The sequence below is a fragment of the Nocardia sp. CDC160 genome (assembly GCF_035818795.1).
In the GTDB taxonomy this organism is placed as follows: Bacteria; Actinomycetota; Actinomycetes; order Mycobacteriales; family Mycobacteriaceae; genus Nocardia.
This window is the reverse complement of record NZ_JAYKYT010000004.1, coordinates 454,748-477,256: the sequence shown is the minus strand read 5'-3', so window position 1 is coordinate 477,256 and position 22,509 is coordinate 454,748. Positions and strand designations below refer to the sequence as shown.

General features: G+C 66.4%; 23 protein-coding genes. 12 read left to right on the top strand and 11 right to left on the bottom strand.

Annotated elements, in window-relative coordinates; genetic code table 11:
- Entirely contained in the window at window positions 1-750 is a 750-nt protein-coding gene (locus VMT40_RS23670) for an alpha/beta fold hydrolase (protein ID WP_326360861.1), read from the bottom strand.
- An 82-nt stretch (window positions 751-832) separates the two neighbouring features.
- On the opposite strand from VMT40_RS23670, the gene VMT40_RS23665 reads away from it, so the two are divergent.
- Genes VMT40_RS23665 through VMT40_RS23650 form a run of 4 tightly spaced genes read left to right on the top strand, consistent with a single transcriptional unit; the run spans window position 833 to window position 3,594 of the window.
- Window positions 833-1,705, top strand: coding sequence for an NAD(P)-dependent oxidoreductase (locus VMT40_RS23665; RefSeq protein ID WP_326360859.1), 873 nt, complete (start codon window positions 833-835; stop codon window positions 1,703-1,705).
- 40 nt (window positions 1,706-1,745) lie between these two features.
- Window positions 1,746-2,423 (top strand): hypothetical protein, encoded by a 678-nt coding sequence (locus VMT40_RS23660; RefSeq protein ID WP_326360857.1) that lies wholly within the window; start codon window positions 1,746-1,748, stop codon window positions 2,421-2,423.
- Between the two features lie 4 nt (window positions 2,424-2,427).
- Window positions 2,428-2,646: a hypothetical protein gene (locus tag VMT40_RS23655; RefSeq protein ID WP_326360856.1), complete on the top strand. Its 219-nt coding sequence runs from the start codon at window positions 2,428-2,430 to the stop codon at window positions 2,644-2,646.
- A gap of 9 nt (window positions 2,647-2,655) precedes the next feature.
- A complete protein-coding gene (locus tag VMT40_RS23650) occupies window positions 2,656-3,594 on the top strand; it encodes a hypothetical protein (RefSeq protein WP_326360855.1) in 939 nt (312 codons plus the stop codon).
- Here the strand turns inward: VMT40_RS23650 and VMT40_RS23645 are convergent.
- The gene (locus tag VMT40_RS23645) at window positions 3,566-4,276 is read right to left on the bottom strand and encodes a TetR/AcrR family transcriptional regulator C-terminal domain-containing protein (protein WP_326360854.1); all 711 of its coding nucleotides are present in this window, start codon (window positions 4,274-4,276) and stop codon (window positions 3,566-3,568) included. The genes VMT40_RS23650 and VMT40_RS23645 overlap by 29 nt on opposite strands.
- A gap of 87 nt (window positions 4,277-4,363) precedes the next feature.
- On the opposite strand from VMT40_RS23645, the gene VMT40_RS23640 reads away from it, so the two are divergent.
- Window positions 4,364-5,968 (top strand): FAD-dependent monooxygenase, encoded by a 1,605-nt coding sequence (locus tag VMT40_RS23640; RefSeq protein ID WP_326360852.1) that lies wholly within the window; start codon window positions 4,364-4,366, stop codon window positions 5,966-5,968.
- Between the two features lie 92 nt (window positions 5,969-6,060).
- The gene (locus VMT40_RS23635) at window positions 6,061-7,254 is read left to right on the top strand and encodes a DUF418 domain-containing protein (RefSeq protein ID WP_326360850.1); all 1,194 of its coding nucleotides are present in this window, start codon (window positions 6,061-6,063) and stop codon (window positions 7,252-7,254) included.
- Here the strand turns inward: VMT40_RS23635 and VMT40_RS23630 are convergent.
- The 4 genes from VMT40_RS23630 to VMT40_RS23615 form a co-directional block, all read right to left on the bottom strand.
- Window positions 7,215-8,054: an NAD(P)H-binding protein gene (locus tag VMT40_RS23630; RefSeq protein ID WP_326360848.1), complete on the bottom strand. Its 840-nt coding sequence runs from the start codon at window positions 8,052-8,054 to the stop codon at window positions 7,215-7,217. The genes VMT40_RS23635 and VMT40_RS23630 overlap by 40 nt on opposite strands.
- Window positions 8,055-8,142: 88 nt before the next feature.
- Window positions 8,143-8,502, bottom strand: a complete 360-nt coding sequence (locus VMT40_RS23625) for a VOC family protein (protein ID WP_326360846.1) — start codon at window positions 8,500-8,502, stop codon at window positions 8,143-8,145.
- A gap of 9 nt (window positions 8,503-8,511) precedes the next feature.
- The gene (locus VMT40_RS23620; RefSeq protein WP_326360844.1) at window positions 8,512-9,363 is read right to left on the bottom strand and encodes an alpha/beta fold hydrolase; all 852 of its coding nucleotides are present in this window, start codon (window positions 9,361-9,363) and stop codon (window positions 8,512-8,514) included.
- Between the two features lie 87 nt (window positions 9,364-9,450).
- Window positions 9,451-9,852, bottom strand: coding sequence for a GlcG/HbpS family heme-binding protein (locus VMT40_RS23615; protein ID WP_326360842.1), 402 nt, complete (start codon window positions 9,850-9,852; stop codon window positions 9,451-9,453).
- Window positions 9,853-9,968: 116 nt separating this feature from the next.
- Here VMT40_RS23615 and VMT40_RS23610 point away from each other — a divergent pair, with 116 nt between their 5' ends.
- The 3 genes from VMT40_RS23610 (at window position 9,969) to VMT40_RS23600 (ending at window position 12,373) form a co-directional block, all read left to right on the top strand.
- The gene (locus VMT40_RS23610; protein ID WP_326360840.1) at window positions 9,969-10,826 is read left to right on the top strand and encodes a helix-turn-helix domain-containing protein; all 858 of its coding nucleotides are present in this window, start codon (window positions 9,969-9,971) and stop codon (window positions 10,824-10,826) included.
- 83 nt (window positions 10,827-10,909) lie between these two features.
- A complete protein-coding gene (locus VMT40_RS23605; RefSeq protein ID WP_326360838.1) occupies window positions 10,910-11,458 on the top strand; it encodes a carboxymuconolactone decarboxylase family protein in 549 nt (182 codons plus the stop codon).
- 96 nt (window positions 11,459-11,554) lie between these two features.
- Entirely contained in the window at window positions 11,555-12,373 is an 819-nt protein-coding gene (locus VMT40_RS23600; RefSeq protein WP_326360836.1) for an alpha/beta fold hydrolase, read from the top strand.
- A gap of 9 nt (window positions 12,374-12,382) precedes the next feature.
- Here the strand turns inward: VMT40_RS23600 and VMT40_RS23595 are convergent, their stop codons facing one another.
- Window positions 12,383-12,706, bottom strand: a complete 324-nt coding sequence (locus tag VMT40_RS23595) for a hypothetical protein (RefSeq protein ID WP_326360832.1) — start codon at window positions 12,704-12,706, stop codon at window positions 12,383-12,385.
- Window positions 12,707-12,998: 292 nt separating this feature from the next.
- On the opposite strand from VMT40_RS23595, the gene VMT40_RS23590 reads away from it, so the two are divergent.
- Window positions 12,999-13,670, top strand: a complete 672-nt coding sequence (locus tag VMT40_RS23590) for a VIT1/CCC1 transporter family protein (protein ID WP_326361734.1) — start codon at window positions 12,999-13,001, stop codon at window positions 13,668-13,670.
- A 27-nt stretch (window positions 13,671-13,697) separates the two neighbouring features.
- On the opposite strand, the gene VMT40_RS23585 is transcribed toward VMT40_RS23590, so the two are convergent.
- On the bottom strand, window positions 13,698-14,411 hold the full coding sequence (locus VMT40_RS23585; RefSeq protein WP_326360831.1) for a hypothetical protein: 714 nt from the start codon (window positions 14,409-14,411) through the stop codon (window positions 13,698-13,700).
- A gap of 141 nt (window positions 14,412-14,552) precedes the next feature.
- On the opposite strand from VMT40_RS23585, the gene VMT40_RS23580 reads away from it, so the two are divergent.
- Window positions 14,553-15,380 carry a carboxymuconolactone decarboxylase family protein gene (locus VMT40_RS23580; protein ID WP_326360829.1) on the top strand — a complete coding sequence of 276 codons (828 nt, stop codon included), beginning with the start codon at window positions 14,553-14,555 and terminating at the stop codon, window positions 15,378-15,380.
- A gap of 88 nt (window positions 15,381-15,468) precedes the next feature.
- Window positions 15,469-17,076, top strand: a complete 1,608-nt coding sequence (locus VMT40_RS23575; RefSeq protein WP_326360828.1) for an HNH endonuclease signature motif containing protein — start codon at window positions 15,469-15,471, stop codon at window positions 17,074-17,076.
- Between the two features lie 323 nt (window positions 17,077-17,399).
- Here VMT40_RS23575 and nuoN read toward each other — a convergent pair whose 3' ends face one another.
- Genes nuoN through nuoL form a run of 3 tightly spaced genes read right to left on the bottom strand, consistent with a single transcriptional unit; the run spans window position 17,400 to window position 22,497 of the window.
- Window positions 17,400-19,016: an NADH-quinone oxidoreductase subunit NuoN gene (nuoN, locus tag VMT40_RS23570; protein ID WP_326360827.1), complete on the bottom strand. Its 1,617-nt coding sequence runs from the start codon at window positions 19,014-19,016 to the stop codon at window positions 17,400-17,402.
- The gene (locus VMT40_RS23565) at window positions 19,013-20,629 is read right to left on the bottom strand and encodes an NADH-quinone oxidoreductase subunit M (protein ID WP_326360826.1); all 1,617 of its coding nucleotides are present in this window, start codon (window positions 20,627-20,629) and stop codon (window positions 19,013-19,015) included. The genes nuoN and VMT40_RS23565 overlap by 4 nt, the downstream gene beginning before the upstream one ends.
- The gene (gene nuoL, locus VMT40_RS23560; RefSeq protein WP_326361733.1) at window positions 20,626-22,497 is read right to left on the bottom strand and encodes an NADH-quinone oxidoreductase subunit L; all 1,872 of its coding nucleotides are present in this window, start codon (window positions 22,495-22,497) and stop codon (window positions 20,626-20,628) included. Before nuoL ends, VMT40_RS23565 begins: the two co-directional genes overlap by 4 nt.
- Window positions 22,498-22,509: the final 12 nt, after the last annotated feature.

Sequence of the window (22,509 nt, the reverse complement as noted above, 5' to 3'; positions counted from 1 at the left end):
TCAACCCCGGGGCTCGCCCTGCGCGGTGAGCCAGTCGGCGACGCTGGCGCAGACCCAGTCGGCGTCGTCGAGGGGCAGATCGTGGCCCGCCTTCTCGTGCAGCCGCAGCGGTGCCGCGAACCGTTGCGCCAGGCGCTCGGACATGGTGTACGGGGCGAGCCGATCGGCCTTGGAGGCCAGGATCAACAACGGGATCGGAATGTGTTGGGGGAGGCGGAAAGTGGCGGCGGCCATGACCTGACCGAGAATGCTGGCGGGCAGCGGGCGGGCCTCGGTCTGATACCGCGCCCAGGTTCGGGCCAGCGTCGCGACATCGAGGGCCGGGTTGTTGGCCGTGAGGGCAAGGACCGCTGATTCGTGCGCGAGATCGGTGCGCAGGGTGCGGCCTGCGAAGACCGGCAGTACACCCCAGTTGAAGCCACGGAGCCGAAAGACCGCGGGGCCACCGGTATTCACGAGCACACAGCGCTGGAACTCCCTCGGATAGCGGGCGCACCAGTTCATCGCCATCATGCCGCCCAGGGAAATGCCGAGCACCGACCATTTCTCGTCGCCAGGTTCGAAGCGGGCGCGGATATCGTCCACGATCTCGGGGATCGAGCGCGGCGACGGCCGGGCATTCTGGGTGCCGAAGCCCGGCGGATCGATGGTCACCACGCGGGAACCCAGCGCGGCCGACAGCCGTTTGGGAAACTCGCCCCAATGTCTTTGGTCGCGTGTCAATCCGCGCAGCAGTAGCCAATTCGTCATCGCACCCCCAACCCTCAAGGTGGGAAGCCTAACCCGGAATTCGGTTGGCCGGGGGCGATCCGTACTCGGTAGGGTGCTGCCCGTGGCGAGAATTGCGTTCCTGGGTTTGGGTCGGATGGGTGGGGGGATGGCGGCGCGCCTGGTGGCCGCCGGGCATCAGGTGACCGTCTACAACCGGTCGCCGGAGAAGGCCGCCGGATTGGTCGCGGCGGGAGCGACTCTCGCCGCCACACCGCGCGAGGCGGCGCAGGGGGCCGAGGCGATCTTCGCGATGGTCGCCGACGACGACGCGTCGCGCGCGGCATGGCTGGGTGCCGACGGTGCGCTGGCGGGGGAGTACGCGCCGAACGCCTTCGCGGTCGAGTTCTCCACGTTGTCCCGCCCGTGGGTGTTGGAGTTGGCCAAGCACGCGGCCGCGCACGGTCTGCGCTATCTCGATTCGCCGGTGACCGGACTGCCCGATGCGGCCGCAGCCGGAGCCCTGGTGCTCTTCCTCGGCGGTGACGGCGCGGATATCGATGCCGCCCGTCCGCTGCTGGAACCGTTGTGCATCAGCATCGTTCGCTTCGGCGAGGTCGGTGCGGGCACCAGCTACAAGCTCATCCAGAACCTGCTCGGCTCGATCCAGATCGCCGCGACCGCCGAGGCCCTGCGCACCGCCGAGCTCGCCGGACTGGACCTGGCGACCGTCACCGCCACCCTGTCCCAGGGCGGCGCGGCCAGCCCCACCGTCATCCGCATGTGCCGGGAGATGCTCGCGGGCAGCCACGATCGCGACATCGCCTTCACCGCCAACCTGCGCCTGAAGGACACCCGCATCGGTGTCGAACTCGCCGACGCGGTCGGCACTCCCGCGGCACTGGGCCACACCGCGCAGGACATCTTCGAGCGTCTGGTGGCCGCGGGCTACGGCGAGCTCTCCGAAACAAAGGTTATCGATCTGCTGCGCGACTGAATGGGATGAACCGGACACGACCGGAGTACGTTCGTGAGATGTGCGGGCACTCCGGTCCATTCCCGTCCCGGCCGCGCTGAGCGCACTGCTCGGCAGTGTGATGCTGGCCGTCTCCTTCTCCATCAACAACGGTCCACCCGAGAACGCCACCGGTCGGCAGCTGACCGAATTCATCGATCAGAACCGGGATTCGATTGCGTGGGGTGCGTGGCTGCAGGCGGTCGGGCCGGTGTTCATCGTGTATTTCACGGTCACCATCGTCGTGCTGGCGGGTGCGACCGGTCGCCCGGCGGGTTGGATGACGCTGTTCGGTGCCGCCACGCTGATGACGGTGAACCTGATCGAGGTCGTCTGCTATTTGACGCAACTGCAGACGCATTCGGCGACCATGCCGAGGCTGAGCACCGATCTCATTCGCGGCGTGCAGCACCTGTATTTCTTTGTCGCCGCCCCGCTGCTGTTCGTGTCGCTCGGCGTTGTCATCCTCGGGTCATCGGTATTGCCGCGTCTGCTCGGATATCTCGCCATCCTGTTGGGTGCGGCATTCGCGGTGGCGGGCATCGCGACCGTGCCGGATATCACGGTCCCGGTCGCGGTGCAGCTGTCGGCGAGCATTCAGGTGCTGTGGTGGGTCGCGGCCGCGTCGGTGCTGCTGGTTCGGGCCTGGCGGGAGCGTGGCCGAAATACCGATGCGCCCAATCGGATTCGGATACGCTGACATGGTGTCGGAAATAGAACGACTGGTCGATATCAGTCGCGTTCCGCGCGCGCATATCGAAGCGCTGGGGGAGCTCGACGAGGGGCAATACGCCGTATTACGCGCGGCATTCGAACGCGCGCGGGATCGACGTGAGCGGGAATTGAACGCGGCCATCGACAACGGTCTCACCCTGGTGGCCGCCCTGTTGCGGCCGGTCGCCCGCCGCATGCTCTTTACCTGAGGTGAGCTCATGACCAGTCTGGCCGCCCGCGCCGAGGTGGTGAAGCTGGCACGCGAATTGCAGGTCGCGCCCGAGGATCTGGCGTTCCTGCTCGACAGTGACCCGGTCGCGGTCCGCCGCGTTCGCCGCGGCATCTATCACGCCCTCGACGCGCCCTATCGACCGATGTTCGACCGGCTGGCCCGGGTGAGCGGACTGCTGCCGAACGGAGTGGTCGTCGCCATCGCGACCCGGTTCTTCGGGCCGATGCTGTGCGGCATGGTGGCCAGCTCGCTCAGCCCGGACCGCGCGGTGGCGTTGATCGGGCACGTGCCGGTGGAATTCCTCGCCGACGTCGCACCGTATGTCGATCCGGAAGCGGCCGCGCCCATTGTCCAGCGATTCGACACCGACGTGCTGGTCCCGGTGCTGCGGGAAATGCTGCGCCGCAAGGACTATGTGACCCTGGCTCGCTTCCTGGTCGCGACATCGGATGCGCAATTGCTCGCCGTGCTGCCCTATGTCGAATCGGGGGAGGACCTGCTCATGGTGGCGTTCAATGCCGAACTCGACCGGGTCGCGGACCGATTCGAACCGGTCATGGCCGAGCTGCCCGAGGATCGCATTCGCGATGTCCTGCAGGTCGGATATGACAAGGACCTGTTCGCCGAGGCATCGACCTTCCTGGTGCTGCTCAGCGACAAGACTCTGGCCCGGGTCGCCGATGTCGCGGCGGGCATGGACACCGAGGTGCTCGTGCACATGGTGAACGCCACCCATCGCGAGAACTCCTGGGCCGAACTGGTTCCCATCGCCGGAGCCATGTCCTCGGAGAGTCTGGCGCGGTTCCTGGAACTCGACGTGTGGAACGAGGAGAACCTCGGTGCAATAGCGGCCGCCGCCGAACGCGACGGCCGCTTCGAGGAACTCCTGCAGCGCGTCACCGAGGCGACCGAGCGACGCGACTGACCCCCTCCAGCACGCACGCCAGCCCGAACTCGAAACTTTCTGCGGCAGTGGGGTCGTCGGCCTCGTGCAGTCGACGCGACAGTGCCGGGTACGCGCCGGTGGCGAGGGCGGACCGCAGATACGGTCCGACACTGGCCCGCCACTGATCCTCGGTGAGCCCGGTGCGCTGCTGCAGTCGGTATTCGGCGACCTCTCCGTTCACCGCCCCGGAGACATACGACGACACGGTGTCGACGATTCGCGCGGCCACATTGATGTCGTCGGTGAGTTGCAGGGCCGCGGCCATGCCGGTGTCGAAGCGGCGCAGCGCATTCGGGCCGAGTGCCGGGCGGCCGGAGAGTTCCGCGCCCAGCCAACGATGCCGCAATAACGTCTCCCGCTGCCGTCGCGCGAGCGCGGCGAGATCCGCGCACCCGTCCCCGGTCAGGGGCGGCAGATCGATATCGCCTTGAGCCGCATCGATCATCAGATCGAGCAGCTCGTCGCGATTGGCGACATACCGGTACATCGACGCGGTTCCGGAGGACAGCTCACCGGCCACGCGGCGCATGGACACCGCCTCGAGTCCCTCGGCGTCGGCGATGGCGAGCGCGGTCGCGACGATCCGATCGACGCTCGGGGCGCGGCGGGCCGGGTCGCGCCGCTGCTTGCTCCACACCACCGGCGGGGTGCCCTCGGTCATTTCCTCACTCCCTTCCATTGCGCTCACCATAGCACTGTGGTTACGGTGTATCCGTAACGGCTACGGTGTATCCATAAGGGGATTGTGATGACAGAAACCAAGATTCCGGTGCTGATCGCGGGAGGTGGTTCGGTCGGTCTGGCCACCGCCCTGTTCCTCGCGGGCAAGGGCGTGCCGACCCTGGTCGTGGATCGGCAGGACGGTCCGTCGCCGCATCCGCGGGCCACCGGCGTCGGGTGGCGGACCGTGGAGATGTTTCGCGCGGAGGGTTTGCAGGAGGCGGTGAACGCGGTGAGCGTGGACCTGGCCGGAATGCGGGCCAAGGTCGCCGCGACCACGCTCGTCGAGACCGATTTCACGAAGCTGGCGACGCCCGAGCCCGTACGGGTTCCGGCCGCGACGCAGGACGAGCCCGTGAGTCCGGGGATCCTGCGCGGCACCTGCCCGCAGAACTATCTCGACAGCGTGACGCTGCCCGCGGCGCGGGAACGCGGTGCGGTGGTGCGGTATTCGACCCGGCTCAAGTCGTTCACCCAGGACGAGTCCGGCGTGCGGGCGGTGCTCTCGGGCGGGGACATCGTGCACGCGGACTACCTGATCGCCGCCGACGGGCTGCGCAGCGACGTCCGCGCCGCACTTGGCATCGGGGTGACCGGACCGGGTCCGATCGGAAAAACCAATATGAGCCTGCTCTTTCGCGCCGATCTGACGCCGTATCTGCAAGGGCGGCGCTTCGTGAGCTGCAATATCGACAATCCCGCCGTGGGCGGACTGCTGGTGACCGTCGACGGGGCCAAGGAATGGATCCTGCATGTCAATGGCGACGCCGGGATCGACGCCTTCACCGAGGCCCGCTGCCTCGAGCTGATTCGCGCGGCTGTGGGCGACCCGGCCCTGGAGGCGGAGGTCGTGAGCGTGTTGCCGTGGCGGCCACAGGCTTTCGTGGCCGATCGTTTCCGGGACGGACGGGTGTTCCTGGTCGGTGATGCCGCGCACGCGGTGTCGCCCCTGGGTGCCTTCGGTCTGAATACCGGGATCGCCGACGGCCACAATCTGGCGTGGAAAATCGCCGCCGTGCACCAGGGTTGGGCGGGCGCGGGACTGTTGGACACCTACCAGGTCGAACGCCACGCGGTCGCGACCATGACGCTCGATCAGGCCGTGCGCCGCTGGCCGGATCCGCGCCTGCACTGGGAGAACACTCCCGAGATCGCCGCCGCGCGCCGGGCCGCGGGCGTGCTCAACGCACCGCTGGTGCACCTGGGCTACCGATACGACTCCGCCGCCGTGGTCGACCCGCAGCCGGAACTGCCCGATACCGAGGATGTTTCGCTCGTCCTCGACGGCACGCCGGGCTCACGGCTGCCGCATCGATGGTTGGAGCAGCACGGGAAGCGAATCTCCACGCTGGATCTCGTGTCCGGTGTGACGCTGTTGACCGCCGACGAAACCTGGACGCGCACCGCGCACCAGGTGGGTGCGGCGCTGTCGCTCGATCTGACGGTGCACCGAATTCCCGCCTCGGAGACCGAATGGCTGCGCACCGTCGGCATCGATGCATCGGGTGCCATTCTGGTACGCCCCGATCAGTTCATCGCCTGGCGAACGACCGAGGTCCCCGCCGATCCCGGTGCCGTGTTGACCGAGGTCATCGAACGAATTCTGGCGCGACGCAGTCCCGCCAGGGGATGACTGTGGACGGCTGTCAATACCGCTGAGGTCGCACTGGAATCAGGGTCTGCGATGGATGTGGCCTCGACCTGCCCGGACATAGCGTGGGGGGCATGTCCGAGCAGGTCGAAACGCAGGTAACCGGTGCGATCCAGGGACAGCGCATCGGCGTGGTCGACAGCCTGCGCGGCTATGCGCTGTTCGGCATCCTCGTGACCAATACGGTGGTGGCGACCATGCTCTGGTCGTCGGCCAGCGTGGGCGGCGAGCTACGGCCGATGTTCGACGGCACGGCGGATCGATTCGTCTACGGCCTGATCGACGGGCTGTTCCTGGGAAAGTTCTATCTGCTCTTCGCCTTCCTGTTCGGCTATTCGTTCACCCTGCAGATCGCCGCCGCACAGCGCGCGGGAGCCGCGCCGGTGCCGCGACTGCTGCGCCGCTGCCTGGCACTTTTCCTGGTCGGGCTGGCGCACGTGATGCTGCTCTGGATCGGCGACATCCTCACCCTCTACGCCGGGCTGTGCCTGATTCTGGTGCTGCTGCGCGGAATTCGCCCCAGAACCGCGGTCATCACCGGCCTGGTGCTCTATGTCGCGTTCTCTTTGCTGGCCTTCGTGCCCGGCAATGGCGGAATCTCCGGTCTGGGTGAGGTTTTCGATGTGCAGCGCATGCATGATGGCTTCACCGGCACTTTCGGCGACACCTTCGCCGCCCAGCTCACCTTCGGGCCGCAGTTCATGCTGTTCACCTGGTTGGGGCAGGGCATTCCGGCGTTGGGCATGTTCTTGATCGGACTGGCAGCGGGCAAGCGGCGGATCTTTGAGGATCCCGACTGGATCAGCCGCTGGCTGCCGCGCGCCCTGGCGCTGGGTTTCGGTGTGGGACTGCCGGTTTCCGCCGTCACGGTGACGTTGTCGACCCTGGATGCGATGCCGTCGTATTGGTTCGGCGTGCAAGAACTGGCCAATCCGTTCCTGACCGTCGGCTACGCGGCCGCCATTGTCTGGTTGACCCGCTACCGCTGGGCGGGCCCGGTCGGGTGGCTCGCGCCCGCCGGGCGCATGGCGGCGACGAACTATATCGGCCAGTCGGTGGTCATGATGCTCCTCTACACCGGATATGGCCTGGCCCTGGCCGATCGGGTGCATCCCGTGGTGGTGGTTCTGCTCGCTCTCGCCACGTATGCCGCACAACTGCGAATGAGCGCTTGGTGGCTGCGGACGCATCGGTACGGTCCCGTCGAATGGCTGCTGCGCGCGGCGACCTACTGGTCGGTCCCGTCCTGGCGGAAGGCGTCGGCGTGAATTTCGGCCCACTGTCGGAAGGTTCGCGGGGCGCGGCCGGTGATCTGTTCCACGGTGGGCCGAACGATGGATTCGTCGATGACACCGTCGACATAGAACTCGAAGAAGGCGTCGACGTATTCGACGGGCGTGGTCCGCAGCATGTCCGCGCGCGCCTCCTCGTCGCTGAGCCCGATGCACGTCAGCTCGCGGCCCAGTACCTCGCCGAGGATCGCGATCTGGTCGGCGGGCAGCAAGGATTCGGGTCCGGTGGGCCAGAGGATTTCACCGCGCAGCAGCGGGTCGGCGAAGGCCTGGACCGCCACGGCCGCCAGGTCGAAGGCATCCAGAATCGCCGTCCGAACCGTCGGGAACGGCACCCGCACCGCGTCTCCGGCTCGCAGCTGCGGTAGCCAGCGCAGGGCATTGGAGGCAAAGGCGCAGGGGCGCAGGATGGTCCAGGCCGCGCTGTAATCGGTGACCTCCTGTTCGGAGGCCATCATGTAGCGGGTGACGGCGTTGCGGGCATTGCGGGTCGCGGCCGAGACGCCCGAGAGCTGCACGATGTGCTCCACACCCGCCTTGGCTGCGGCCTGTGCGACGCCGGGATAGCCAGGTAGCAGGAACACCGCTCGCACTCCGTCGAGGGCCGGTGCCAAGGATTCCGGCGCGGTCAGATTGCCGGACACCGCCTCGACCCCGGCGGGCAGCGTCACCTTGGCCGGATCGCGCACCAAGGCCCGCACCGGCTCGGTGCCGCCCGCCAGCGCCTGCACGAGTTCGGCGCCGACATTGCCGGTCGCGCCCGTCACCAGAATCATGTGAGCCCTCTCCCTACCGCCCCGCAGGTCGGGGCCTCGCTCCAGGCTGTCACGGAAGGCTCACGGCCGGAACGAGTTCGGCCTCAGGTCACGGAAGATCGTAGGCCGTAGCGTGCCTGGGCTGGTACAGCCCGATCTCCCCGGCCCCGGGCACTCGCAGTCGGGTGAGCAGACCCCAGCCCGCATCTGTCACCTCGGAGGTGAATTCGACGCCCTTCGAGCGCAATTCGTCCATGGTGGCGGTGAGGTCGTCGCACATGAGGTAGAGCTCGGCCCGCCCGGTGTCGGCGGGCTCGGCGGGGTGGACGGCGAGTTCGGCGGGCGGGGACTTGAAGATCAGCCACCCGTTATTGGCATCGACGTGGGCCAGGCCGAGGACGTCGCGGAAGAAGGCCCGCGCGGCCTCGGCGTCTTCGGCGTAGAGGATGGTGTGCGCGCCAGTGATCATGGCCTGACGCTAACAGGGCTCGCCTTCTCGAACCCGCAGGTGAGCGGTGAAGATCTCGGCCAGTTGCTCGGCGATCTCCGGCGCTTCGGTGCGCATGCCATTGTGCGCGCCCGGAAACTCGGTGACCTCGAGGCCGAGCCGCCGCGCGATCTCCACGGCCGGTCGGGACGGCAGCAGCCCGCGGGTCTCGCGGCCGACGGCCAGGACCAGCTTGTCCGCGACCGCGCTCAGGGCCGCGAAATCCGGTCTGTGCGAGGTGAACTCGCGGAATTCGTACTCCATCATGAGCGGGCCGTTCTTCATGAGCCGCGCCCACATGTCGGCGGTGCGCTGCGGCAGGTCGTCGACGGCGGGCGAGGGCTTCATCGCATTTCCGATCGCGGTCAGGAATCGTGCGTTGGCGGCCGCCAATCCCTCGGTGCGCAGGAGGGTATCGACCTCCTCCACCATGGCGAGCTGCTCGTCCGCATCGGGCAGTACGGCGAACAGGGGCGGTTCGTGCACCACGAGTCGGGCCACCCGCTCCGGGTGCCGGGCCAGCAGATCGAGTCCGACAATGCCACCCGAACTGCCGCCGACGACGAAGACCGGTTCCTCTCCGAGGTGGCAGAGCAGGCGATACACGTCGTCGCTCTGCACCTCGACCCGCTGCGTCACCTGCGGCCCGTCGAGCACGCTGCGCGAATAGCCGCGCGGGTCGAGGCTGGCGACGGTGAACCGGTCCTCGAGCAGTTCGGCAATGGGATCGACGGTTCCCGCGTCGCCGCCACCGCCGGGGATGAACAAGACCAGCGGCCCGTCCCCGCGGACCTCGTAGTAGAGGGTCGCGCCGGGGACGCGCAGCGTGTCGGACCTGATCATGACGTTCCTTCCTATCTAGCTTAGGTAGTTACCTAATCTACATAGGATTGGAGAGATCGCCAAGCGGATATCGAGGTCTCGAAGTGGTCAGAGCGCGGCGAGGCAGGCCTCGGCCACCTGAACGTCCTGGTCGGCAATGCCGCCGGAGACGCCGACCGCTCCGATGACGCGGCCTTCGGCATCGGTGATGGGCAGACCGCCGCCGAAAGAGATCAGGCCGCCATTGCTCGACTCGATCCCGTAGATCGGGCCGTCCGGACGCGAGAGTTCACCGAGTGCGGCGGTGGGCATGCGAAACAGCACGGAGGTCTTGGCCTTCCGGTGCGCCAGGTCGATGCAACCCAGCAGGGCGCCCTCCTTGCGGCTCGAGTGCAGGAGATAGCCCGCGGCGTCGACGATGGTGATGATCATGGGGACGTTCATGGCGTCGGCGGCCTTGTGTCCGGCGTCGGCGAGGCGGGCTGCGGTTTCCATCGAAAGCGTTGTCATGCCATTGAGATTCGCGGGAATCGTCGGGGTCAACCAGGAGGCGTTGTACCGGGGGATGACGTTCCTGGGGATGGCACCACCAGGAACCGGTCGGTCGGCAATGCGACACTGGGTGCGTGAGTGAGCTCGGCGAATTTCTGAAGGCCAAGCGGGCGGCCGTGTCTCCCGAGGAGGTCGGACTGCCCGCGGTGGGGAATCCCCGCCGGGTGCCCGGTCTGCGGCGGGAGGAGGTCGCCATGCTGGCCGCGGTGAGCGTCGATCACTACACGCGGCTCGAACAGGGGCGGGTGTCGGCGGCCTCGGAGAACCTGCTGGCCGGGATTGCGCGGGCGCTGCGGCTCACCCAGGAAGAACACGAATATCTGCGGATGCTCGTGCAGGTGCGCCCGCGTTCCGGACGGACCGAGGAGCCGGAAGTCGGTGCGCCACTGCGGGATCTGCTCGCCGCGCTGACGGCACCGGCCCTGGTGCTCGGCCCACGCACCGACATCCTGGCCTGGAATGCCGGGGCGGCGGCGCTGTTCCTGGACTTCGCCGAGATTCCGGTGGCCCAGCGCGCATTGGTGCGCATGGTCTTCCTCGAACCGCGCATTCGCGGGCTCTTCGCGCACTGGGATCAGGTTGCCGCCGAGGCCGTCGACCGGCTGCGCATGGCCGCCGCCCGCACGCCCGGGGATCCACGGCTGGCGCAATTGGTGGGGGAGCTGTCGGTGCAGGACAAGGACTTTCGGCGCTGGTGGGCTGGACATGGCGTCCGCACGCTCGCCGGTGGTCGCAAGCTCCTGCGCCATCCGGTCGTCGGTGATCTGGAACTGGATTGGCAAGTGCTGCAGGTGCTCACGGCCGAGGATCAGACGCTCGTCACCTACACCGCGCCGGAGGGATCGCCCAGCCACGAGGCGCTGCGCATACTGTGCTCCTGGCAGGCCGATGCTCCGGTGCGTCGCCCGAGCGCGATCGACCTGGACCGCTGATCCGAATTTCTACTACGCCCCGTCGTTTTCGCCCTAGGATGGATCCATTGGGAGCATCCGCGAACGCGAAGGGGACACAGCGCATGCGAGCCATTACCCGAATCTGGCACTACCTCAAGGCATTCGGCCGCGCCCGGCAGAATAGGACCGATCTGGTCGGCTGGCTCATCCGCCGCCCGTTCCTACTGCTGAGCACCGGCTTCTACGAAACCGCCCTGCTGTTGTCGAACCGGCTGGATCCGCATCTGAAGGAACTGGCCGAGCTCAAGGCCGCGGCGCTGGTCAATTGCCAGTTCTGCCTCGATATCGGTTCGACCCTCGCGCACTACGGCGGAATCACCGAGGCACAGGTCACCGAGCTGCCGAAGTACAAGGACAGCGACGCCTACAACGATCTCGAGAAATTGGTCATCGCCTACGCGGAGGCCATTACCGTCACCCCGGCCGCACCGGATCTCGAGGACATCCGCACCGAATTGCTGACGCATTTGAGCAAGGGACAGCTGGCCGAACTCGCCGCGGCGGTGGCCTGGGAGAACCAGCGCGCGCGAGTGAACCAGGCGCTCGGCGTGCGGCCGACCGGTATGGCCGAGGGCATGGCCTGCGCGTTGCCGGAACCGCGTCGAGACTGAGGGTTTCCGCCGCGTATTCCCGTTCCGGCAGCGGTGAATTGGGGGCGGTCGTACCGTCTGAATTGGTGTTCGCGTCGTTCAACGCTGGGAGCAACCATGACCTCGACCGCACCCGTCACCTCCGGAACCGTCGCGGTGCCGGACGGCACCATCTACTACGAGTACCGCGGCAGCGGCCCACTTCTCTCGCTGATCGGGTCCCCGATGGATTCGGGCCCGTTCGCCCCGGTGGCCGAGCTGCTGGCCTCGGATTACACCGTCCTGGGCAGTGACCCGCGCGGCCACGGTCGCAGTGTCACCCCTACGGACAAGGATTCGACGCCCGAATTGCGCGCCGACGATCTGGCTCGCGTCCTCGAACATGTCGGGATGGGCCCGGCCATCGTGCTCGGTTCCAGCGGCGGTGCGATCACCGGCTTGGCCCTGGCCATCGCCCGCCCCGACCTGGTGTCCACCCTCATCGCCCACGAGCCCCCGCTGGCCGAGCTGCTCGACAATCGCGACGAGATCCGCGCGGAGACCGAGGACATCATCGCGACCTACGACACCGGCGACGTCCTCGGCGCGGTCCGCAAATTCTTCACCATGACCGGCATGTCCATGCCCGAGGAGGTCTTGCAGCAGATGTTCGGCGGCGAACGCGCCCCGAGCTCCATAGCCTCGGACGACTACTTCTACCACCACGAACTCCGCCCGACTTCCGGCTGGCAGCCTTCCCTGGACGCACTCCGCGCCACCCCCACGAAAATCATCATCGGCATCGGCGACGAGTCCACCAACCAGTTCTGCGACCGCACCTCGCGCGCCCTGAGCCGCGAACTCGCCATCGAACCGACCATGTTCCCCGGCGGCCACGGCGGGTTCATGGAACAACCCGACGCCTTCGCCAAGCGAGTTCGAGAAATACTCGACTAGCGAATTCGTCTACCTGTCCGGCGGAATCACCCAGCGGGCGTAGGTGTTTTCGGGGCTGACGGTGATGATGTCGGCCACCTGGACGATGTCGTCGGGGATGTGGCCGCCGAAATGGGCGAGGCTCGGGATGATGACCGCGTCCGCCTCGAGGCGGGAGAGAGCGGTGCGGACGCGGACGTAGGGTCGATCGGTTTCGGGACCGAAGATCAGTGTTTTGCAGAGGTCATAGCCGAGTCGGCGAGCCAGATGTTGAATCTGGGCCTCGTCCCACTGCTGTTGCGCCCCCGACACGTCATGCCGGAGGTACCCGATCGCTGCCGGTTGTGGCCGCATCACGCCGCTCTCTTGACTGATCCGATTCGCGCCGATGTCAACGCTACGGCTAACCGGCCGCGTCCATGGCTCGATCCGCCGAGAAAATCCTTGTCGCAAACGCGTCGCGACCGCCGTGACCCGGCTCACCCGGCTTCATATGGATACGAAATACCTTGGTATGCAATGCATTACCTAATTTCGGTGAGCCTTTCTTTGCTGGCGGGAAACCGTCTGAAGCATTACCGTTCCCCTGGTGAGGGACGATTTCGAAGGCTCGGTGGCGGTCGCGCATCAGGCCGAACCGCATGCGATGGGATTGGCGACGCGGCTGAACTGGCTGCGCGCGGGCGTCTTGGGCGCCAATGACGGAATCGTCTCGGTGGCAGGCATTGTCGTGGGTGTGGCGGCGGCCACCAGCAATAGCACGGCGATCCTCACCGCGGGCGTGGCCGGGCTCGCCGCGGGCGCGGTATCGATGGCATTGGGCGAATATGTGTCGGTGAGTACGCAGCGCGACAGCGAGCGCGCGCTGCTGGAGACCGAACGACGAGAACTGGCCGAGCAGCCGGAGGCCGAATTGGCCGAGCTGGCTGCCATTTATCGCGCGAAGGGCCTATCCGCGGCCACTGCGCAGACGGTCGCGGAGGAACTCACCGCACGCGATGCCTTCCTCGCCCACGCCGAGGCCGAATTGGGCATCGATCCGGAGGAGCTCACCAATCCGGTGCACGCCGCGTTCTCCTCGGCGCTGTCGTTCACCCTGGGCGCGCTGTTGCCATTGCTGGCGATTCTGACGCCGCACGCGATTCGCGTGCCGCTGACCATGATCGCGGTGCTCGCGGCGCTGGCCTTGACCGGAGCCGTGGGTGCGCATCTGGGTCAGGCGCCGGTGGCACGCGCGACGGTGCGGGTATTGGCGGGCGGTGCGCTGGCGATGATCACCACGTATGTGATCGGTCACCTTGTCGGTGTAGCACTGTGATCGGGAATCGCTGCCGCCGACCGGATTTCACGCGATAGGCGCGGGGGAGTCACCGGCGATCAGCATTTGCGGCACCTGGGTGAAGGTCCACCCGGTGCCGTTGCGGGTCAGGACGTAGACGATGTCGAAGCGATCGTCGGGCCACGACTTGGGCGGCGCGGGAGCGATACCGCTCAACTGGGCGAGGATCGCTCCGATGTTCTCGTGCTGCCAACTGATGAGGACCGGCCCCGCGACACCCGACAACGCGGCGACCAGCTGAGCCTCCTGCCCCTTCGGAAACCGCGCGTCGATCTTCACGTTCAGTGCGGCCGCCAGTGGAGTCACTGTCTGCTCGGGCCGCTTGCTCCCGTGGCTGCCCGGATCCGAGGCGTAAATCGCTGCGGGTCGGAGCAATCCGGGCCGCAGCGAGGCGGGTGAGCCGTCGGAGTTCCAGGGATCGAACAACTCGACCAGCGCACCCGCCCGCGTCCATCCGCGCACGGTCAGCGACTCTTCGTCCTGCTCACCGTCCGCGGTGATGCCGTAGGGCTTCCCCGATCCGGTCGGCTTCTCCGCGTGGCGAATGATCATGATGGTGTCGGGAAGCGAGCCCGTCGCTGGTGGAGGACTCGCCGGAGTGGCCGACGTGGCGGGTTTGTCATGCTTCTTCTTGCCACCACCGCACGCGGTCAGCACCGTCCCCAGCACCGCCGCCGAACCCAGCCCCAACACTGACCGACGCCTCAGTTGCCCATCCATAGCTCCCGAACATACCCATCACGGATTCAGGGGTGGGTTTGCTGGACCCCCGGTTCCGGCGACCTGGGCAACACAGGCACTGGCACATGTGCGATCCATCGACAACGCTGGCTTTCGATCCCGAGTGAGAAAAGAGATGCCATGAATGATGCTTCGTCCGTTTCCAACAGCCGCTACGACCGTGGATTCGAGGTATTGCGGACCGTTGGCGGCGCTGCGGCCGATGCGGTCATCGCGCGCATCGCCGAGACGGCTCCGGACCTCGCCCGACTGACGGTGGAATTCGGCTACGGCGACATCTACAGCCGCCCGGGTCTGACCTTGCGGCAACGGCAGCTGATCAATGTCGCCGCGCTCTCGGCCATGGGAACGGCGGCCCCGCAACTCCGATTCCACATCGACGGCGCATTGAATGTGGGTGTCACTCCGGCGGAAGTCGTGGAGACCATCATCCACATCAGCGTCTACGCAGGAATCCCGGCCTCCCTCAACGGTCTTGCCGTAGCGAAGGCGGCCTTCACCGACCGCCCGGATCTCGCGAGCCCGATCGTCCTCGCCCCGAACCCCGGCGAAGAAACCGCGAAGGAACGATACGAACGCGGCTTGGAGGCCCTCAACCGCATCGACGGGGAAGCCGGACACCAGGTCATCGCCGCCCTCGCCGACATCGCCCCGGATATGGCTCGCTACGTCATCGAATTCGCCTTCGCCGACGTCTACTCCCGCCCGGTTCTCGACCTGGCCACCCGCGAGCTCGCGACAATCGCGGCCTGCACCGCCCTGGGCACGGCCGCACCGCAGCTCCGGGTCCACATTCACGGGCTGCTCAATGTTGGTGGAACGCGGGAAGAAGTCATCGAAGCGATTACCCAGATGGCTGGGTATGCGGGATTTCCGGCGGCGCTGAATGGGATTGCTGCCGCTCGGGAGGTATTCGAAATTAGAGATGCTGAAGAAGAAAAGCATTAGGGTGGCGACCGTCTGGTATTACTGAAAATCCTTATATCACAACGCAATTCGCCTTCTATTGCGATCGAATTCGCGGTAGAATTAGAGCATGAATTCGAAGGGGGAATCACTCGACACCACCGGCATCAGCGCCCTGATGACCGCGGTCACCGACGTCACCGACACTGTCGTGCACGGCGGACTCAACCGCCTCACCGACACCGATGTCGTGGAATTCGTGCGCCGCCTGGAAATTTGCAAGCGCCAACTCTCGGCATTGGATTCGGCTCTCGTCATCGAAATCTCGGAGCGGGATCTGCCGCGCAAGGCCGGAGTCAAGGACGCGGTCCCGTTCCTGCGCCAAACCCTGGGCCTGTCGCGCTACGACGCGTCGATGCGGGTGAAGATCGCCGCAGCGTGTGGGGAGTTCCTCGGAGCCGACGGCAAGCCGCGCCCGATCACCCTGGCGGCGACCGCGAACGCCTTTGAGACGGGCGTGATTTCCCGCGATCATGTGCGCGGCATCGTGGACATCATGACGCATCTGCCCGCCGACGTCCCTGCTCCGGCACGGGTCGAGACCGAGGCGTTGCTGGTCGAGCACTGCGTGACCGGCATGCCCGATGACCTGCCCAAGATCGGACGCGAGATCCTCGCTCACCTGGATCCTGAGGGCACGGTCATTTCTGATGCCGATCGTCGTCGCCGTCGTGGGATCACGATCAGCCGTCCGGGAGTGGATGGGATGTCGAAGATCGAGGGCTGGCTCACCCCGGAGCTGCGGGCGTTGCTGGACGCGATCTTCGCCAAGCTGGCACGGCCGGGCATGTGCAACCTCGACGACGCCGACACCGAGATCCTCGCGGCCACCGCCAAGGTCGAGTCGAAGGTGCTGGAGGCGGCCGCGCGTCGCGATCGTCGCGATGCCGCCCAGCGCACCCACGACGCGTTGTTCGCACTCGTCACCGCCCTGCAGCCGGTCACCGACACCCCCGCCGATACTGCTGCCGCTACGGGTGTCGCTGGCGCTGCGGCGGAGCCGGGCAAGCCGGTGAAGCTGGGCAAGCACCGTGGCCTGCCCGTCGAGGTCGTGGTCACGATGAGCCTGGCCGACCTCGAACGCGGCGCGGGCGTGGCGACCACCGCCTCCGGTGGGCACCTGTCGATCAGCCAAGCCCTCAAGCTGGCCAAGAACTCTCGCCCGGTGTTGGCAGTGCTCGACAAGGACGAGATCCCGCTCTACCTCGCTCACGGTGAACGCCTCGCCAGCTCCGGGCAGCGCCTGGCGTTGATCGCCCGCGATCGTGGCTGCACCCACCCCGGCTGCGACGTGCCCGCGAGCATGTGCGCGGCCCATCACGTGATCGATTGGGCCAAGGGCGGACCCCACCGACCTGACCAACCTCGCCCTGGTGTGCGATCACCACCACGCCATGGTCAACGACAGCGAACACGGTTGGAAGACGGTGATGTTGGGCAAGGACTCCCCGACACCGGGCCGGGTCGGTTGGATTGCTCCGGCGGCGTTGGACCCCTCCCACACCCCGCACGTCAACGACAAACATCACCTCGGGGAACGGGTCGCCACGGCAGTCGATTCCAGTTGCCGGAAGTGGGGTTCACGGGCAGCGTGACACCCGGCTGCTCGTGTCGGGCTGGCGTGCGCAAAACCACGGGAAGTGTGGTCGCCTCGCCTGCCCTACCGGACTTGGGCTGACGCCGAGTTGGGAGCCGCCACCTCGCCTCCCAGCCCACGGACTGCACGCATCACCTTCTCGAGACAACCCAAGAACGACCCTCTCGAATCGTTCGACAGCTCCACAGCTTTCAGGTTCTTTGACAATTCCACAGAGACGATGAACGGCCGAGCGGTGAGCGGGCTGGAACGTAAGTGAGGTTCGGTAGGCGAGGCGGCTGGTAGGTGCGGTTTTTGCGGGAGGGGGCTGGTGGGTGAGGGGGCCTCGCAAGCTCGGCCACCCTCTCTCCCTCCTCCTGGCGTCTTTTATCTTTTCTTCTTTTGTCTTTTGTTCTTTCCGCTTTTCAGTGCGTGAAAGTTGATGCGTTCTTCGCCAGATCGAGAAGCGGCTGCGGGAAGATGCCCAGCACCAATGTCGCTGCGGCGGTGAGCGCGATGATCGTGCTAGTCATGGTCGGGTAGACGACCGTGGGCGCTGTTGCCGGAGCGTCGGTGAAGAACATCAGGACGATTACGCGAATGTAGAAGAACGCGGCGATCGCACTGGAGATGACACCGACAATCACTAGCACCGATGCTTCTCCGCCCGTAGCCGCAGCGAACACACCGAACTTGGCGATGAATCCGCTGGTGAGCGGGATACCGGCGAAGGACAGCAGGAACAGCGAGAAGATCGTGGCGAGCCAGGGGGAGCGGCGGCCCATTCCGGCCCAGGCGGGCAGATCGGTTGCCTCGTTGCCATTCTGGTCCCGGACCAGGCTGACCACGGCGAATGCGCCAATCGTGCCGAGGCCGTAAACGGCGAGGTAGAACAGAATCGACGAGACGCCTGCGGTGTTCGCCGCCACCAAGGCGGTGAGAATGAATCCGGCATGTGCGACAGAGGAATACGCGAGCATCCGCTTCATATCGGTCTGAGTCACGGCCAGAATCGCACCCACGACCATTGTCGCGATCGCAACGGCCGCGAGCACCGGACGCCAGTCGTTACGCAACCCGGGGACCGCAACGTACAGCACGCGCAGCATTGCACCAACTGCCGCAATCTTCGTGGCAGCGGCCATGAAAGCGGTAATAGCCGTCGGCGCACCCTGGTACACATCGGGAATCCAGGACTGGAACGGCACCGCGCCAATCTTGAACAGCAGCCCGACCGCCAACATTGCCACTCCGAGAATGGCCAGCGTGTGTGAGTTCCCAGCATCCCGAGTTACCGCCTCGGCAATGCCTTCCAACCGAACAGTTCCGGCATACCCGTACAGCAGGGCCATCCCATAGAGGAAGAAGGCCGACGAGAACGCACCCAGGAGGAAGTACTTGAGCGCCGCCTCCTGGGAGAGCAGCCGACGCCGGCGCGCCAACCCACACAGCAGATACAACGGCAGCGAAAGCACTTCCAGCGCCACGAACATGGTCAACAAGTCGTTCGAGGCCGGGAACAGCATGAGACCGGCGATGGCGATCAAGGTGAGCGGAAAGACTTCGGTGGTAGCGACTCCCGCCTTGGTCGCCGCGATCTCATCCGAACTCCCCGGTGTCGAGGCGGCCTGCGGGGTGAAGGCATCCACCCCGCCCCGGGACGCGGTCAGGCTCCAGGTTCCGGGCCCCTCCCGCTTCACCGGCATCCGGTCGGCTCGCCGCTCGGCGATGAACACCAGCCCGAGAATCCCGACCACGAGAATGGTCCCCTGCAGGAACAGCGAAACCCCGTCGATGGCAACCGAACCCACGACCGCGGTCTCCCGCACATCCCGCAACCCGATCACCGCGCCAAGCGCCACGGCCAACCCGCCGAGCCCGAGCACCATATGCGTCACATACCGAGACCGCCTGGGCGCGAACGCCTCCACCAGGACTCCGGCCACCGCGACGCCGAACACGATGAGCATCGGCGAGAGCGCCCGATATTCGATGCTCGGTGCCGGAACCGTCGCGGCGGCGAGCAACAGACCACCACTCATTTCTGCGCACCTCCGGTGTTCGTCTGGGCGGCTTCCGGCTGCACCGCGGGCGCCGGATTGTGCTGGCCGATGGTCGTGAGGGTCTTGGCGACGGCCGGATCGATCCGATCCAACGCCGGTTTCGGGTATGCGCCGAGGAACAGCAGGGCCGCCAGCAGCGGGACCACGACGACCATTTCGCGGGGGAGCAGGTCGTAGAGGCGCTCGTTGCCCTGCTTCACGGGCCCGGTCATCATCCGCTGGTACATCCACAGCACGTACAGCGCGGCGAGCACCAATGCAGTGGATGCAAAGATGGCCGCCACCGGGTACCGGGTGAATGTGCCGATCAGCACCAGGAATTCACTGATGAACGGTGCCAGCCCCGGCAGCGACAGCGTCGCCAAGCCGGAGATCAGGAAAGTGCCTGCCAGAATCGGCGCGACCTTCTGCACCCCACCGAATTCGGCGATGAGTCGAGATCCCCGCCGCGACACCAGGAATCCGGCGATGAGGAACAGCGCCGCCGTCGAGATCCCGTGATTCACCATGTACAGCGTCGCCCCGGTCCCACCCTGGGTGGTGAGCGCGAAGATGCCGAGGATGATGAAACCGAAGTGCGAGATCGACGTGTAGGCGATCAACCGCATCACATCGGTCTGCCCGATGGCGAGCAGCGCCCCGTAGATGATCCCGATGACGGCGAGCACACTGATCAACGGCGCGTAAGTCGATGTGGCATGGGGGAACAGCAGCAGGCAGTAGCGCAGCATGCCGAAGGTCCCGACCTTGTCGACCACCGCCATCATGAGCACCGCGCTCGCTGGTGTGGCCGACACCGCGGCATCCGGCAGCCAGGTGTGCAACGGCCACAGCGGAGCCTTGACCGCGAACGCGAACATGAATCCGAGGAACAGCGCGTTCAATACCGCCGGTGTCGCCCCGAGGTGCCCGGAGTTGGCGGCCTCCATGACGGTCCGGAAATCGAAGGTCCCACCGCCATTGCTGCCCAGCTTGTCCCGCGCGGTGATGACGTACAGCCCGATCACGGCCGCCAGCATGATGAGCCCGCCGAACAGGTTGTACAGCAGGAACTTCACCGCCGCCCGCGACCGCTGCTGCCGCACCGCGAGATCCCCGGTCCGCGGCCCGAAGCCGCCGATGAGGAAGTACATCGGGATGAGCATGACCTCGAAGAACACGTAGAACAGCAGAATGTCCAACGCGGTGAACGAGATCAGCACCATGGATTCCACGACCAGCGTGAGCGCCACGTAGTAGTGCGCCACCCGCGGCCCGGACCCGACCTCCCGCTCGTCCTGCCATCCGGCGATCAGCAGCAGCGGCACCAGCCCGGCCGTCAGCAGGATCAGCACCAGTGCGATGCCGTCCATTCCGAGCGTGTAGCCCGCCCCGAAAGCGGGGATCCACTGGTGCTTCTCGACGAACTGGTACTGCTCGCCACCGGTCTTGAACTGTGTCGCCAACCAGATTCCGATACCGAGCGTGCCGACCGACACCAGCAGCGCGAAACTCCGCACCCCGGTACGCCAGCTCGCCGGGAAGAACAGCGCGAGAGCCGCACCCACCAAGGGAACCGCCCACAGCGTGGTGAGCCAAGGGAATTCGCTCAAAGCAACCTCACCGCCAGCAGGGCGGCGACCACCAGGGCCGCGCCGGTGAACATGGACAGGGCGTAGGAGCGGACGAATCCGGTTTGCACGCGCCGGATTCGCGCGGACAGGCCGCCGATCACCGCGGCCGTCGTATTGACCAGCCCGTCGATGCCGCGGTTGTCGACGAACACCAGCGACCGGGTCAGGTGCTCGCCGGGCCGCATGAACGCGGCCTCGTTGGCGGCGTCGCCGTAGAGATCGCGGCGCGCGGCCTCCACGAGCGGTGTTGCGGCCGGGGCGGTTTCGGGGATCGGGCTGCCCGCGTACTGGTCGTAGGCGACCCAGATGCCCGCCGCCACCACCGCGAGGGCGAAGAAGGTGATCGCCCAGGCCGGAATGAACGGTTCACCGTGGTGTTCGCCGACGACCGGGGCCAGCCAGTTGGTCAGCGACGACCCGTAGGCGAAGAGCATGCCGGAGAACACCGATCCGAACGCCAGCAGAATCATCGGCCCGGTCATGGAGGCGGGTGCCTCGTGCGGGTGCGTGCCTTCCTTCCACCGGCGTTCGCCGAAGAAGGTGAAGATCATGACGCGAGTCATGTAGAAGGCCGTGATGCCCGCACCGCACAGCGCCGCGATACCGGTGACGATGCCGCCGAACCCGCCGTGCGTGAACGCCGCCTCGATGATCCGGTCCTTGGACCAGAATCCGGCGAACGGCGGAACACCCAGGATGGCAAGGTATCCGAGCCCGAAGGTGACGTAGGTGACCGGCAGCAGCTTGCGCAGTCCGCCGTAGCGCCGCATATCGACCTCGTCGTCCATGGCGTGCATGATCGACCCCGCGCCGAGGAACAGTCCGGCCTTGAAGAAGCCGTGGGTCAGCAGGTGCATGATGGCGGCCGCGTAGCCGACCGGCCCGAGTCCCGCCGCGAGGATCATGTACCCGATCTGGCTCATGGTGGACGCGGCGAGCGCCTTCTTGATGTCGTCCTTGGCGCAGCCGATGATCGCACCGAACAGCAAAGTCACCGCACCGACCGCCATCACGGCGGCCCGGGCACCGGGTGCGAGGTCGAAGATCGGGTTAGAGCGCGCGATCAGGTAGACACCGGCGGTGACCATGGTGGCCGCGTGGATCAGCGCCGACACCGGGGTCGGGCCCTCCATTGCGTCCCCGAGCCAGGACTGCAGCGGCACCTGCGCGGACTTACCGCAGGCACCCAACAGCAGCAGAAGCCCGATGGCCGTGAGGGTTCCGGTCCCAGCCTTTCCGGCCGCACCGAATACGGTCCCGAAGTCGACGCTGCCGAAGGTCGCGAACATGACCATCAACGCGATGGCCAGGCCCATGTCGCCGACCCGGTTGACGATGAACGCCTTCTTGGCCGCCGTTGCCGCCGAGGGCTTGTGGTACCAGAACCCAATCAGCAGATAGGACGCCAGACCGACGCCTTCCCAGCCCAGATACAGCACCAGGTAGTTGCCCGCCAGCACCAGCGTCAGCATGGCCGCCAGGAACAGGTTGAGGTAGGCGAAGAAGCGCCGCCGTCCCGGATCGTGCGCCATGTACCCGACCGAGTAGATGTGGATCAGCGAGCCGACTCCGGTGATCAGCAGCGCGAAGCACATCGACAGCTGATCCAGTTGCAGCGCGAAGTCCACCTTCAGCCCGGCGACCGGCACCCACTCGAACAGGCTGTAGTGCACGGCCCGTTGCGCATTGGACCGATCCAGCATGTCGTTGAACGCCCACGCCGCCACCCCGAAGGAGGCCAGCGCCATCAGCGTCCCGACCAGGTGTCCGAACTTGTCGCTGATCTTGCCCATCAGCAGCAGGGACACGGCCCCGGCCAGCGGCAGCGCCGGGAGCAGCCACAGCATCATCTGTGCGGT

What these genes read in the sequence shown, in the direction of transcription:
- VMT40_RS23670 (WP_326360861.1), bottom strand. Translation starts at nt 750, where the DNA reads ATGACGAATTGGCTACTGCTGCGCGGATTGACACGCGACCAAAGACAT.
- VMT40_RS23650 (WP_326360855.1), top strand. Translation starts at nt 2,656, where the DNA reads ATGACCAGTCTGGCCGCCCGCGCCGAGGTGGTGAAGCTGGCACGCGAA.
- VMT40_RS23645 (WP_326360854.1), bottom strand. Translation starts at nt 4,276, where the DNA reads ATGACCGAGGGCACCCCGCCGGTGGTGTGGAGCAAGCAGCGGCGCGAC.
- VMT40_RS23640 (WP_326360852.1), top strand. Translation starts at nt 4,364, where the DNA reads ATGACAGAAACCAAGATTCCGGTGCTGATCGCGGGAGGTGGTTCGGTC.
- VMT40_RS23635 (WP_326360850.1), top strand. Translation starts at nt 6,061, where the DNA reads ATGTCCGAGCAGGTCGAAACGCAGGTAACCGGTGCGATCCAGGGACAG.
- VMT40_RS23630 (WP_326360848.1), bottom strand. Translation starts at nt 8,054, where the DNA reads ATGATTCTGGTGACGGGCGCGACCGGCAATGTCGGCGCCGAACTCGTG.
- VMT40_RS23625 (WP_326360846.1), bottom strand. Translation starts at nt 8,502, where the DNA reads ATGATCACTGGCGCGCACACCATCCTCTACGCCGAAGACGCCGAGGCC.
- VMT40_RS23620 (WP_326360844.1), bottom strand. Translation starts at nt 9,363, where the DNA reads ATGATCAGGTCCGACACGCTGCGCGTCCCCGGCGCGACCCTCTACTAC.
- VMT40_RS23615 (WP_326360842.1), bottom strand. Translation starts at nt 9,852, where the DNA reads ATGACAACGCTTTCGATGGAAACCGCAGCCCGCCTCGCCGACGCCGGA.
- VMT40_RS23605 (WP_326360838.1), top strand. Translation starts at nt 10,910, where the DNA reads ATGCGAGCCATTACCCGAATCTGGCACTACCTCAAGGCATTCGGCCGC.
- VMT40_RS23600 (WP_326360836.1), top strand. Translation starts at nt 11,555, where the DNA reads ATGACCTCGACCGCACCCGTCACCTCCGGAACCGTCGCGGTGCCGGAC.
- VMT40_RS23595 (WP_326360832.1), bottom strand. Translation starts at nt 12,706, where the DNA reads ATGCGGCCACAACCGGCAGCGATCGGGTACCTCCGGCATGACGTGTCG.
- VMT40_RS23590 (WP_326361734.1), top strand. Translation starts at nt 12,999, where the DNA reads ATGGGATTGGCGACGCGGCTGAACTGGCTGCGCGCGGGCGTCTTGGGC.
- VMT40_RS23585 (WP_326360831.1), bottom strand. Translation starts at nt 14,411, where the DNA reads ATGGATGGGCAACTGAGGCGTCGGTCAGTGTTGGGGCTGGGTTCGGCG.
- VMT40_RS23580 (WP_326360829.1), top strand. Translation starts at nt 14,553, where the DNA reads ATGAATGATGCTTCGTCCGTTTCCAACAGCCGCTACGACCGTGGATTC.
- VMT40_RS23575 (WP_326360828.1), top strand. Translation starts at nt 15,469, where the DNA reads ATGAATTCGAAGGGGGAATCACTCGACACCACCGGCATCAGCGCCCTG.
- nuoN (WP_326360827.1), bottom strand. Translation starts at nt 19,016, where the DNA reads ATGAGTGGTGGTCTGTTGCTCGCCGCCGCGACGGTTCCGGCACCGAGC.
- nuoL (WP_326361733.1), bottom strand. Translation starts at nt 22,497, where the DNA reads ATGCTGTGGCTGCTCCCGGCGCTGCCGCTGGCCGGGGCCGTGTCCCTG.